Here is a 12,272-nt window from a genome sequence, read left to right on the forward strand (position 1 = left end):
ATGAACAAGGCAATCGACAACCTGCTGGGTGGCCGGCAAGGCGCCTTCGGCCTGCTGGTACTGGCCGCGCTGATCCTGCTGGTGTTTCCGCTGACCCTGGATATCTTCCGCCTGAGCATGGTCGGCAAATACCTGACCTATGCCTTCGTCGCGGTCGGGCTGGTGCTCTGCTGGGGCTATGGCGGCATCCTCAGCCTGGGGCAGGGCATCTTCTTCGGCCTCGGCGGCTATTGCATGGCGATGTTCCTCAAACTGGAGGCCTCGGACCCGGAGAGCACCCGGATCCAGTCCACGCCCGGCATCCCGGACTTCATGGACTGGAACCAGATCACCGAACTGCCCTGGCTCTGGCAGCCGTTCCACAGCTTCGGCTTCACCCTGTTGGCGGTGATCGCGGTCCCGGTGTTGCTGGCTTTCATCATCGGCCTGGCGATGTTCAAGCGGCGGGTAGGGGACGTGTATTTTTCCATCGTCACCCAGGCCATCGCCGCCATCCTGACCATTCTCATCATCGGTCAGCAGGGCCTCACCGGCGGGGTCAACGGCATCACCGACCTGAAGACGCTGCTGGGCTGGGACATCCGTTCGGACAGCGCCAAGGTGGTGCTCTACTTCGTCAACGCGGCCCTGCTGTTCGGCTGCATCCTGCTCGCCCGCTTCGTGCTGGCCTCCAAGCTGGGCCGGCTGCTGGTGGCCATGCGCGACAAGGAGGAGCGGGTGCGCTTCTCCGGCTACGACGTGGCTAGCTTCAAGATCTTCGTGTTCTGCCTGGCCGCGGCCTTTTCCGCGGTGGGCGGTGCCATGTTCGCCCTGCAGGTGGGCTTCATGTCGCCGTCCTTCGTCGGCATCGTGCCCTCCATCGAGATGGTCATCTTCGCCGCGGTCGGCGGGCGGCTGTCCTTGCTGGGCGCGGTGTACGGCGCGCTGCTGGTGAATTTCGGCAAGACCTACTTTTCCGAGTCCTTCCCCGAGCTCTGGCTGTACCTGATGGGTGGGCTCTTCATCGTGGTCGTCCTCTATTTCCCCAATGGCCTGGCCGGTCTGTGGAAGAGCCATGGCCAGCGTCTGGTGGCGCGTCTGAAACGCCAGCCGGCGGGCGCGCCCGCCGCCTCGTCAGCGCCACCCACGGCAACCAAAGGCTCCCGCCTGGAGACCACGCCATGAATACCAGTCCCGTCGGTTTCCAGCTCGCCAAGCCGGTACTGGCCATCGAAGGCCTGACCGTCTCCTTCGACGGCTTCAAGGCGGTGAACGACCTCAATCTCTATGTCGACCGCAACGAGGTGCACGTGGTGATCGGCCCCAATGGCGCCGGCAAGACCACGGTACTGGACCTGATCTGTGGCAAGACCCGCGCCACCGCCGGCAGCATCGAATTCAACGGTCGGGAACTGACCCGGATGAAGGAATTCGACATCGTTCGCGCAGGTGTCGGCCGCAAGTTCCAGAACCCCTCGATCTACGAGAATCTCACGGTGTTCGAGAACCTGGAGATGTCCTATCCCGAAGGCCGCAAGGTGTTCGGCGCGCTGTTCTTCAAGCGCAGCGCCGCGGTGGTCGCGCGGGTGCAGGCGGTGGCCGCGGAGATCTTTCTCGCCGACCTGCTGCACCAGCAGGCCGATCTGCTCTCCCACGGCCAGAAGCAGTGGCTGGAGATCGGCATGCTGCTGATGCAGGACCCGGAACTCCTGATGCTCGACGAGCCGGTGGCGGGCATGAGCGTGTCCGAACGGGCCCAGACCGCCGAGCTGCTCAACCGCATCAGCGAGGGGCGCTCGGTGCTGGTCATCGAGCACGACATGGAATTCGTCAAGAGCATCGCCCACAAGGTCACGGTGCTGCACCAGGGCAAGGTGCTGGCCGAAGGCAGCATGGAGGCGGTGCAGAGCAATCCCAAGGTCATCGAGGTGTACCTGGGGCACTGAGCCTTCGCCTCCAGCCCTTTTCCTGCAGTCGATCACGGGAGATCCCGGTCATGTTCACCATCCAGAACCTCGTCTCCGGCTACGGTCAGAGCCGCATCCTCCACGACCTCAGCCTGGACGTGGCGCACAAGGAAATCGTCGCCGTCATGGGCCGCAACGGCATGGGCAAGAGCACCCTGTTCCGCAGCCTGATGGGCATTCTGCCGAGCTGGAGTGGCAGCGTGTCAGTGGATGGGCAAGACGTATCGGCACTGGAAACTCACCAGCGGGTCGAGCGCGGCATAGCCTACGTGCCCCAGGGGCGGATGATCTTTTCCCATATGACGGTGCTGGAAAACATCCAGACCGGCCTGCCGGCCTCGGCCCGGGGCCGGGTACCGGATGACCTCTATGCGCTCTTCCCCGTGCTGCACGAGATGCGCCAGCGCAAGGGTGGCAACCTCTCCGGTGGCCAGCAGCAACAACTGGCCATCGCCCGCGCCCTGGCCACCAATCCCAAGGTGCTGCTGCTGGATGAGCCAACCGAGGGCATCCAGCCCTCGATCATCAAGGACATCGCCCGCACCCTGAAGGAGATCCGCAGCATGCGTGACCTGACCATCGTGGTCTCCGAGCAGGTGCTGTCCTTCACCCTCGACATCGCCGACCGCTTCCTGGTGATCGAGAAGGGCCGCTTCGTGGTCGAGGAAACCCGCGACCGGGTCGACGAGGCGACCATCAGTCGCTATCTGTCGGTCTGACTCCGGCGCTCTGCGCGGCCGCCCTGCAGCAGCACGGCGGCCGCTTCGCGCATGCCCGCGAAACGTCAGCTGCGCCTCGTCCAGCCTGGGCTTGCGCCTACGTCATCCAACGTATTTGCAGCCCCGACCCCAGCCCCGAGACTGAGCCGGAACCCTCCCGCTACCGCCAACAGCCAGGAGCTGCGCGATGACCGACACCCTGATCCAGGTCGACCTCAACCAGGCCGCCACCGACAACGAAAACGTCCACAACCGCTGGCATCCGGACATCCCCATGGCCTGTTGGGTAAAGCCGGGGGATGACTTCATCCTGGAAACCTACGACTGGACCGGCGGCGCGATCAAGAACGACGACGATGCCAGCGACGTGCGCGATGTCGACCTCTCCACCGTGCACTACCTGTCCGGGCCGGTGGGCGTGAAGGGCGCCGAGCCGGGCGACCTGCTGGTGGTCGATCTGCTCGACATCGGCGCCAAGGCCGAGTCGCAGTGGGGCTTCAACGGCTTCTTTTCCAAGCAGAACGGCGGTGGCTTTCTCACCGATTACTTTCCATCGGCGCAGAAATCCATCTGGGACTTCGAGGGCATGTTCACCAGGAGCCGCCACATCCCGGGGGTGCGCTTCGCCGGCCTGATTCACCCGGGCCTGATCGGCTGCCTGCCGGATCCCAAGCTGCTGGCCGCCTGGAATGCCCGCGAGCAGGAGCTGATCGACAGCAATCCGACCCGGGTACCGCCCCTGGCCAACCCGCCGTTCGCCGCGACCGCTCACATGGGCAAGCTCACCGGCGCGGCCCGCGACGCGGCAGCCGCTACCGGCGCACGCACCGTGCCGCCGCGCGAGCATGGCGGTAACTGCGACATCAAGGACCTGTCGCGGGGCTCGAAGATCTTCTTCCCCGTCTATGTGGAAGGCGCAGGCCTTTCGGTGGGCGATCTGCACTTCAGCCAGGGCGACGGCGAGATCACCTTTTGCGGCGCCATCGAGATGGCCGGCTGGGTGCACATGAAGGTCGAGCTGATCAAGGGCGGCATGGCCAAGTACGGCATCAGGAATCCCATCTTCAAGCCCAGCCCCATCGTGCCCACCTACAACAACTTCCTGATCTTCGAAGGCATCTCGGTGGATGACGCCGGCAAGCAGCACTACCTGGACGTCAACCTGGCGTACCAGCAGGCCTGCCTGAATGCCATCGAGTACCTGAAGAAGTTCGGCTACAGCGGCGCCCAGGGTTATTCGCTGCTGGGCTCGGCGCCGGTTCAGGGCCACATCAGCGGGGTGGTCGACATTCCCAACGCCTGCGCCACCCTCTGGCTACCGACGGACATCTTCGAATTCGACATCAACCCCAGCGCCGCCGGGCCTACCCGCTACCTGGACGGCAGCATCGACATGCCCATCGCCTACGACAAGTGAGCCGCCCGGGCGCGGCCCTCCGCCGTGCCCAGCCCGCCAGGAGTTCGCCATGCCGATCTACGAATACGACTGCCCGCACTGCGGTGACTTCACCCTGCTGCGGCCCATGGCCCAGCGCGACGATCCCTGCAACTGCCCCGACTGCGCCGCGCCCAGCCCTCGGGTGATCCTCAGTGCCCCCGGCCTGGCTACCTTGGCCGGGGGCCAGCGCCGTGCCCACGAGACCAACGAACGTGCGCGCCACGCCCCCCAATCGCTGGAGGAATACAAGGCCAAGCGCAGCCACGGTGCCGGCTGCAGTTGCTGCGCCCCGAGCAAGCCGGTGGCGCGTAGCAAGGCCAATCCCCGTGGGCTGAAGACCAGTCCGTCCAATCGGCCCTGGATGATCAGTCACTGATCTCCGCGTCATCCCCTTCGAGGAGCAAACCAATGCGCCATGGCGATATTTCCAGCAGCCCCGACACCGTCGGCGTAGCTGTCGTCAACTACCGGATGCCGCGCCTGCACAGCAAGGCGGAGGTGCTGGCCAACGCCCAGCAGATCGCTGCGATGATCAAGGGCATGAAGCTCGGCCTGCCGGGCATGGACCTGGTGGTGCTCCCCGAATACAGCACCATGGGGATCATGTACGACCGCGACGAGATGATGGCCACCGCCGCGACCATTCCCGGCGAGGAGACGGCGATCTTCGCCGCCGCCTGCCGCGAGGCCAGGACCTGGGGGATCTTTTCCCTCACCGGCGAGCGGCACGAGGAGCACCCGCACAAGGCCCCGTACAACACCCTGGTGCTGATCAATGACCAGGGCGAGATCGTGCAGAAGTACCGCAAGTGTATTCCCTGGTGCCCCATCGAAGGCTGGTATCCCGGTGACCGCACCTATGTCAGCGAAGGTCCCAAGGGCTTGAAGATCAGCCTGATCATCTGCGATGACGGCAACTACCCGGAAATCTGGCGCGACTGTGCGATGAAGGGCGCCGAGCTGATCGTGCGCTGCCAGGGCTACATGTACCCGGCCAAGGAGCAGCAGGTGCTGATGGCCAAGACCATGGCCTGGGCCAACAACTGCTACGTGGCGGTGGCCAACGCCACCGGCTTCGACGGGGTGTACAGCTACTTCGGCCATTCGGCGCTGATCGGCTTCGATGGCCGCACCCTGGGCGAATGCGGGGAGGAGGAGATGGGCATCCAGTACGCCCAGCTTTCGGTGTCGCAGATCCGCGATGCGCGCGCGAACGACCAGTCGCAGAACCACCTGTTCAAGTTGCTGCATCGCGGCTACACCGGGATCTACAACTCCGGCGATGGCGACAAGGGCGTGGCCGACTGTCCCTTCGACTTCTATCGCACCTGGGTCCTGGATGCGCAGAAGGCGCAGGCGGACGTCGAGCGGATGACTCGCTCCACCATCGGGGTGGCGGACTGCCCGGTGGGCGAGCTGCCGCATCCCGGTCAGGAACGTCAGCTGGGTTAGCGCTGGCGGCGCGAGGAGCGAGCCATGCCTTTCGTCAATGACCTGATCGAGCATAACCGTGGCCAGCTCGCCCGCGAGGGACAGGGGCCTTTGCCCTCGCGCTTCCTGTTCGAGCCGGCAGCGGTCATGGCCCTGCTGCGAGCGCGCATCCTGGGCCAGGCCAGAGTGCTCGATGAGGTGGAAGCCCTGCTCAAGGTGGTCAAGGCCGACATCGGCGATCCGGAAAGGCCCCTGGGTGTCAGTCTGTTCCTTGGCCCCACCGGCGTCGGCAAGACCGAGATCGTGCGCCTGCTGGCCCAGGCCATCCACGGCCGCGCGGACGCCCTCTGCCGCATCGACATGAACACCCTGGCCCAGGAGCACTATGCTGCGGCCCTGGCCGGCGCGCCGCCCGGCTACGTGGGCAGCAAGGAAGGCACCACGCTGTTCGATGCCGAGGCTATCGCCGGCAGCTACGGCCGCCCTGGCATCGTGCTGTTCGACGAGCTGGAAAAGGCCGATCGCCAGGTCATCCGTACCCTGCTGAACGTGCTCGACAGCGGCCAACTGGTGCTCAGCGCCGGCAGCAAGCGCCTGGACTTTCGCAACAGCCTCATCTTCATGACCAGCAACCTGGGCGCCCGCGCCGTCCAGCAGCAGCATGCCTGCTTCGCGCGCGGCTGGCGTCGTTGGCTCAAGCTGTCGGCGGATCCCGGCGCGATCCTGGAAGAGGCGCTGCATGGGCACTTCGATCCGGAATTTCTCAATCGTATCGAGCGGATCCTGGCCTTCGAGCACATCGACCAGGATTGGCTACCCGGGCTGCTCGCCATCGAGCTGGACAAGCTCAATCAGCGTCTGGGCCGCCGGGGAAAAAGCCTGGAGTTGCACGACAGCGCCAGGGCCTTCCTGACGCGTGGTCACGATGTCCGCTTCGGCGCGCGCGATCTGGTCCGGCGGCTGCGCCGGCTATTGGAGCCGGCAGTGGCAGACTGTCTGCTGGCGCAGCCGCTGGCCGTCCGGTTGCTGGCGATCCAGGAGGGGGAGCGTCTGGTGGTGCGTGAGGTAGACGCCGGCTGAGGGCTTCCCACCGGGCTCGGGACCCGATCCGGGTTCCCGAGCCTGGGGCTGCGCTAGTGGGCGCTGCGACTTGCCAACCACGCCCGCCACCCACCATGGTCGGTAATGTCCTCGGCGCCGGCGAGGCCGTAGGGCTCGCAGATGAAGCCGGTTTCCCAGCTGCCATCGGCCAGTTCCACCTTGCCCAGGCCGAGCGGGGCGGGGATGCCGGTGAGAAAGCTGCCCAGTTCGCTGCTGGGCAGCTCCCAGACTTCCACCTCGATGGCGGCGCCGTCTTCGGCGACCCGAACCATGCCCGGACGTAGCGGCGGGCCGCCGGCCAGGGCGTGGAGGCGATAGTGCGGCGCGCTCCGGGTCAGGGCGAGGCGTCGGCCGCCGCGGGCGAGCAGCTGGCCGTTGAGGGGCAGTCCCTGCAGGTGGGCGCCGCAGACCACCAGGCGGGCGCGGTCATGGCGGGCGGGGCGCGCCGGCAGGCTGGCCTCTGGGAGGGCGCCGCCGACCAGGGGCAGGCCCTGGGCGTCTTGCAGGGCCGCGGCCAGGCTCAGCAGGTACTGGTCGGTGAAGACCCGGCCGAACAGCGTCACGCCCCAGGGCAGTCCATTGGTCATGACACCGGCTGGCACGGCCACCGCGGCGTAGTCCAGCAGGTTCATGAAGTTGGTGTAGTAGCCCAGGTCGGCGTTGCGGGCGACCGGCTCGGCGGCCAGTTCGGCCAGGGTCACCGGCCGTGGATAGGTGGGGGTGAGCACGCAATCCAGCTCGGCCAGCAGGGCATCGCACTGGGCTTTCAATGCCTGAAGGCGATAGCCGGCGCGAAAAGCGTCCACTGCCGTGGTGCCGGGCGCCTTTTCCAGCACGGCGCGGATCACCGGCAGCACTGCGTCCGGTTCGGCCTCGATCAGGGCGCCGGCCACGCTGTAGCGCTCGGCCAACCAGGGGCCCTCATAGAGCAGGCGTGCGGCTTCCAGGAAGGGCGCAAGATCCAGCGGCACGGCTTCGCCACCCAGGGCTTCCAATTGCGCCTTGGCGGCCGCGAACAGCGCCGGGCTTTCCGGGCAGCCGAGGAATTCCAGCTGGGTCGAGACGCCGAAGCGAAAGGGCCGCGGGCGGCCGAAGGCACTGGCGTCGTTCCACTGCGGATTGGCGCGGCTGTAGGGGTCGCGCGGATCGAGGCGGGCGGTGAGCGCCAGCAGGGTGCTGGCTTCGGCGGCGGTGGCGGTAAAGAAGGTCACACAATCCAGGGTCTGGCAGGCGGGCACCACGCCGGCGGTGGACAGCAATCCCTTGCTGCCCTTGAGGCCCACCAGGTTGTTCAGCCCCGCGGGTACGCGCCCCGACCCGGCGGTGTCGGTGCCCAGGGCGAAGCTGGCGACGCCCAGGGCCACGGCCAGGGCCGACCCGGCACTGGAGCCGCCGGAAGGATAGTCCGGGTGGACGCTGTTGCGGCAGGCGCCATAGGGCGAACGGGTGCCGTTGAGGCCGGTGGCGAACTGGTCGAGATTGCACTTGCCGAGGGGCACGGCGCCCAGGGCGACCAGCTGCTCCACCAGGGTCGCCGAGCGCTCGGGCACATAGGCATAGGCCGGGCAGGCCGCCGTGGTGGGGATGCCGGCGAGGTCGATGTTGTCCTTGATGGCGAAGGGGATGCCATAGAGCGGCAGCTCGGCGGGATCGCGGTCGTCCAGGGCGGCGAGATAGGGCTCCAGCTCGGCCGGGGTCAGCAGGTGGATGAACAGCCGGTACTCGGGATTGAGCTGGGCGGCTCTTTCTAGCAGTTCAGCGATGAGGACTCGTGGTGTCTGGGTACCGGCGGCATAGGCGGCGCTCAGGGTGTCGAGGCGCAGATCGAATGTCATGGTGGCTTCCTTCACGTCTTGTCGATGACCAGCAGGCGCTGGCCGGCGCGGATCGGCGAGCCGGGCTGGACCTGCAGGTCGTGGATCCGGCCGCTGCAGGGGGCGAGCAGCGGGATTTCCATCTTCATGGACTCCAGGATCAGCAGCGGCTGGCCGGCTTCCACCTGATCGCCCGGTTGCACCTGGGCCTGCCAGAGATTGCCGGCCACCGGACTTTCCAGGGCCAATTGGTGGCTGGCGAGGGGGGCGTCTTCGGTGGCTTCGACGGCGGCTTCCTGGCTGTCGAAATGCGCCTGGCCGGAGTCGATCCAGCGTTGCCGCTCCGCGGCGAAGGCGCTCTGCTGACGCCCGCGAAAGGTGGCGATGCCCTCGGCTTCGCGGGCCAGGAAGGCCTGGTAGTCGGCCAGGGACAGTTCGCTCTCTTCGATGCGCAGGGGTACCCGTCCCAGGGGGAAGTCGGCGCGGATGCGCAGCAATTCCTCCGCCGAGACTTCATGAAAGCGGATCTGATCGAAGAAGCGCAGCAGATAGGGTTGGCCGTGGAAGGCCTCGACTTCGCGATAGCGATTCCACATCTGCAGGGTGCGCCCGACGAACTGGTAGCCGCCGGGGCCTTCCATGCCATAGACGCACAGATAGGCGCCGCCAATGCCCACCGAATTTTCCGCGGTCCAGGTGCGCGCCGGGTTGTACTTGGTAGTGACCAGCCGATGGCGCGGATCCAGGGGGGTGGCCACCGGTGCACCCAGATAGACATCGCCCAGGCCCATCACCAGGTAGCTGGCGTCGAAGACGATGCGCTTGACCGCCTCCAGCGACTCCAGGTCATTCACCCGGCGGATGAACTCCAGGTTGCTCGGGCACCAGGGGGCGTCCTTGCGTACCGTGGTGGTGTATTTCTCGATGGCCAGGCGGCAGGCCGGATCGTCCCAGGACAGCGGCAGATGGACGATGCGCGAGGGTACCCGCAGATCCTGGGCATCGCCCAGCGCCTGCCAGCAGCGACTGACCGCCGCCAGCAACTCGGCCAGGGGCAGGGCCTCGGGCTGGTAGTGCACCTGCAGCGAGCGGATGCCGGGGGTGAGCTCGCACAGCCCAGGCAGTGCCAGGGCGGCCAGCGCCTGCATCAGGCCATGGCCGCGAAAGCGCAGGGCGAGGTCCAGCTCCGGTGGGCCGATCTCCAGCAGCAGATGGGTATCCCCGGAAAGCCGCGCCACCAGGCGCTCGGCGCCCTGGCCCAGGTCCAGGACCACGGGATCGCCACGCTCGGGCGAGATGGCGATCTCCGCCTGCGGCTGCAAGCCGCTTTCCTCGGCCAGACGTGCCAGCTGCAGACGCCGCGCGGTGGCCAGGTCCACCGGCAGGAAGCGCACACGGTCACCGGCCTTGAGCTGGCCAAGTTGCCAGAGATCGGCCTCGATCACCGTGACCGGGCAGACGAAGCCGCCCAGGCTGGGGCCGTCCGGGCCAAGGATGACCGGCATGTCGCCGGTGAAGTCCACGGCGCCGACCGCATAGGGATTGTCGTGGATGTTGGATGGGTGCAGACCGGCTTCGCCGCCGTCTTCGCGGGTCCATTCCGGCTTGGGTCCGATCAACCGTACGCCGGTGCGGCTGGAGTTGAAGTGTACCTCCCAGTCGGTGGCGAGAAAGAGGTCCAGATAGGCCGGGCTGAAATAGTCCGGTGCACCATGGGGGCCATAGATGACGCGCAGGGTGCGGGTCTCGGCGAGCTGGGTGGTCAGGGCGGCGGGTAGCCGGGCCTCCGTGTGCGCGTCGGTCAGCGGGTGCAGGTGCAGCACGTCACCGGCGCGCAGGGCGCGGCCACCGTGGCCGCCGAACTGGCCAAGGGTGAAGGTGCTGCGGCTGCCCAGGTATTCGGGCAGGTCCAGACCGCCTCTCAGGCAGAGATAGCTGCGGGCGCCGGCGCCGGTGATGGCGCCCAGTTGCAGAATGGCACCCGTGGGTACGCGAAAGACGCTGTCCATGGCCTGGGGCTGGTCATCCAGCAGGATCGGCAGCGCCGCGCCGGTGACCGCCACCACGGCCTCGGTGTTGAACTTGAGGGTCGGGCCGGCCAGGGTGATTTCCAGGGCGGCCGCGCGGGCGTCGTTGCCGAGCAGGCGATTGCCCAGGCGCAGGGCGCGGTCGTCCATGGGGCCGGAAGGGGGAATGCCCACCGACCAGTAGCCGAGGCGTCCGGGGGCGTCCTGCACCGTGGTCTGGGTGCCGGCGCTGAGCACCTCCAGGGTGGTGGCCTGGTAGGTCAGGCCTTCCAGGCAGCGGGTCCAGGGCTGGCCGCTGGCGAAGGGCGGGGCGGCGAGGATCTGCCGCAGGTAGTCGCCGTTGGTTTCCACGCCATAGAGCCGGGTCGCGGCCAGGGCCTGGTCGAGACGCTGCCGAGCCGAGTCCCGGTCCGGGGCCCAGGCGATGACCTTGGCCACCAGCGGATCGAAATAGGGCGGGATCTCGCAGCCGGCCTCGACCCAGGTGTCCAGGCGCAGCGCCCGGCCATCCGCCGGTGGAAAGTCGACCTGGGTCAGCAGGCCCGGACTGGGCTGGAAGTCACGACCCGGGTCTTCGGCATAGAGGCGCGCCTGGATGGCATGGCCCTGGGGCTGCAGCCCCGCGGCGAGGGTTGCCAGCGGCGGCAGGTCGCCGGCGGCCAGTTCGATCATCCAGCGCACCAGGTCCACGCCCCAGACCTGCTCGGTGACGCCGTGCTCGACCTGCAGCCGGGTGTTCACCTCGAGGAAGTAGAAGCGGTCGGCGGCGCTGTCGTAGACGAACTCCACGGTACCGGCGCTGCGATAGCGCACCGCGCGCGCCAGCTCCAGCGCGGCGGCGCAGAGGGCCTCGGCCATGCCGGCCGGCAGGTTGGGCGCCGGGGTTTCCTCCAGCACCTTCTGGTTGCGGCGCTGTACCGAGCAATCGCGCACGCCCAGCGCCAGGACCTCGCCCTGACCATCGCCGAACACCTGCACCTCCAGGTGCCGCGCCCGCTCGATGTATTTCTCCAGGAAGACGCCGGCGTCGCTGAAGTTGTTCTGGCCGAGACGGCGCACGGCGTCGAAGGCCTCGGCGAGTTCAGTGTCCGTGCGGCACACGCGCATGCCGATGCCGCCACCGCCGGCAGTGCTCTTGAGCATCACCGGATAACCGATCTCCTGCGCGGCCGCCAGGGCCGCCTCCGGGGTCTCCAGCAGCTCGGTACCCTCCAGCAGCGGTACGCCCTGGGCGCGCGCCAGGGCCCGCGCCGTGTGCTTGAGTCCGAAGGTGCGCAGTTGCTCGGGGGTGGGACCGACGAAGGCGATGCCGGCGGCTTCGCAGGCTTCGGCGAAGGCGGCGTTCTCGGAGAGGAAGCCATAGCCGGGGTGGATGGCCTGGGCACCGCTCTGGCGCGCGACCTCGAGCAGCTTGGCGGTGTCCAGGTAGGTGGCCGCGGCGGCGCCTTCGCCCAGGCTGAAGGCCTGGTCGGCTTCGCTGACATGGCGGCTGGCGCGATCGGCTTCGCTGTAGACGGCGACCGCGGCGACGCCCAGGTCGCGCAGGGTGCGCTGGATGCGGCAGCTGATGGCGCCACGGTTGGCGATGAGCAGGGTGGTGAACATTCGAGGCGTCCTCGAAGGCGGCGGGCCGTCCCGCCAGATAAAAGCTCTCGGGGTCGTCCCCAAGAGGCCGCGCGAGGGCGGTGGGTCAGTCGGCGTCTAGCGCTTGCCGCGGTAGCCGTAGCGTCCGGCGCGGACTTCACACAGCCGATAGAGGTGCGGCCGCAGCCACTGCCAGAGCTGGCGTACGCGGG

General features: G+C 67.5%; 9 protein-coding genes. 7 read left to right on the forward strand and 2 right to left on the reverse strand.

Translation table 11 applies throughout. The annotated features are described in order from the left end of the window. The 7 genes from urtC (at nucleotide 1) to OXS31_RS10395 (ending at nucleotide 6,614) form a co-directional block, all read left to right on the forward strand. Complete coding sequence (gene urtC, locus OXS31_RS10365) at nucleotides 1–1,164, forward strand: urea ABC transporter permease subunit UrtC (protein WP_145247575.1); 1,164 nt, start codon at nucleotides 1–3, stop codon at nucleotides 1,162–1,164. Beyond that, nucleotides 1,161–1,925, forward strand: a complete 765-nt coding sequence (urtD, locus tag OXS31_RS10370; RefSeq protein ID WP_144958663.1) for an urea ABC transporter ATP-binding protein UrtD — start codon at nucleotides 1,161–1,163, stop codon at nucleotides 1,923–1,925. The genes urtC and urtD overlap by 4 nt, the downstream gene beginning before the upstream one ends. Before the next feature lie 50 nt (nucleotides 1,926–1,975). Further along, nucleotides 1,976–2,665, forward strand: a complete 690-nt coding sequence (gene urtE, locus OXS31_RS10375) for an urea ABC transporter ATP-binding subunit UrtE (RefSeq protein WP_267398885.1) — start codon at nucleotides 1,976–1,978, stop codon at nucleotides 2,663–2,665. A 187-nt stretch (nucleotides 2,666–2,852) separates the two neighbouring features. Beyond that, on the forward strand, nucleotides 2,853–4,082 hold the full coding sequence (gene fmdA / locus OXS31_RS10380) for a formamidase (protein ID WP_267398886.1): 1,230 nt from the start codon (nucleotides 2,853–2,855) through the stop codon (nucleotides 4,080–4,082). 49 nt (nucleotides 4,083–4,131) lie between these two features. After that, complete coding sequence (locus OXS31_RS10385) at nucleotides 4,132–4,479, forward strand: zinc ribbon domain-containing protein (RefSeq protein WP_267398887.1); 348 nt, start codon at nucleotides 4,132–4,134, stop codon at nucleotides 4,477–4,479. 32 nt (nucleotides 4,480–4,511) lie between these two features. Then, on the forward strand, nucleotides 4,512–5,555 hold the full coding sequence (locus OXS31_RS10390; protein WP_267398888.1) for an aliphatic amidase: 1,044 nt from the start codon (nucleotides 4,512–4,514) through the stop codon (nucleotides 5,553–5,555). 24 nt (nucleotides 5,556–5,579) lie between these two features. After that, nucleotides 5,580–6,614: an AAA family ATPase gene (locus tag OXS31_RS10395; RefSeq protein WP_267398889.1), complete on the forward strand. Its 1,035-nt coding sequence runs from the start codon at nucleotides 5,580–5,582 to the stop codon at nucleotides 6,612–6,614. Nucleotides 6,615–6,667: 53 nt separating this feature from the next. On the opposite strand, the gene atzF is transcribed toward OXS31_RS10395, so the two are convergent. Both atzF and uca read right to left on the reverse strand, forming a co-directional pair. Beyond that, nucleotides 6,668–8,470 carry an allophanate hydrolase gene (gene atzF / locus OXS31_RS10400; protein WP_267398890.1) on the reverse strand — a complete coding sequence of 601 codons (1,803 nt, stop codon included), beginning with the start codon at nucleotides 8,468–8,470 and terminating at the stop codon, nucleotides 6,668–6,670. Nucleotides 8,471–8,481: 11 nt separating this feature from the next. Next, entirely contained in the window at nucleotides 8,482–12,081 is a 3,600-nt protein-coding gene (gene uca / locus OXS31_RS10405) for an urea carboxylase (protein WP_267398891.1), read from the reverse strand. Between the last annotated feature and the right edge of the window lie 191 nt (nucleotides 12,082–12,272).

This window comes from Pseudomonas sp. GM_Psu_1, assembly GCF_026544185.1.
In the GTDB taxonomy this organism is placed as follows: Bacteria; Pseudomonadota; Gammaproteobacteria; order Pseudomonadales; family Pseudomonadaceae; genus Chryseomonas; species Chryseomonas oryzihabitans.

Bases quoted from the DNA above. Each gene is read 5' to 3' on its own strand.
- urtC (WP_145247575.1), top strand. From the start codon at position 1: ATGAACAAGGCAATCGACAACCTGCTGGGTGGCCGGCAAGGCGCCTTC.
- urtD (WP_144958663.1), top strand. From the start codon at position 1,161: ATGAATACCAGTCCCGTCGGTTTCCAGCTCGCCAAGCCGGTACTGGCC.
- urtE (WP_267398885.1), top strand. From the start codon at position 1,976: ATGTTCACCATCCAGAACCTCGTCTCCGGCTACGGTCAGAGCCGCATC.
- fmdA (WP_267398886.1), top strand. From the start codon at position 2,853: ATGACCGACACCCTGATCCAGGTCGACCTCAACCAGGCCGCCACCGAC.
- OXS31_RS10385 (WP_267398887.1), top strand. From the start codon at position 4,132: ATGCCGATCTACGAATACGACTGCCCGCACTGCGGTGACTTCACCCTG.
- OXS31_RS10390 (WP_267398888.1), top strand. From the start codon at position 4,512: ATGCGCCATGGCGATATTTCCAGCAGCCCCGACACCGTCGGCGTAGCT.
- OXS31_RS10395 (WP_267398889.1), top strand. From the start codon at position 5,580: ATGCCTTTCGTCAATGACCTGATCGAGCATAACCGTGGCCAGCTCGCC.
- atzF (WP_267398890.1), bottom strand. From the start codon at position 8,470: ATGACATTCGATCTGCGCCTCGACACCCTGAGCGCCGCCTATGCCGCC.
- uca (WP_267398891.1), bottom strand. From the start codon at position 12,081: ATGTTCACCACCCTGCTCATCGCCAACCGTGGCGCCATCAGCTGCCGC.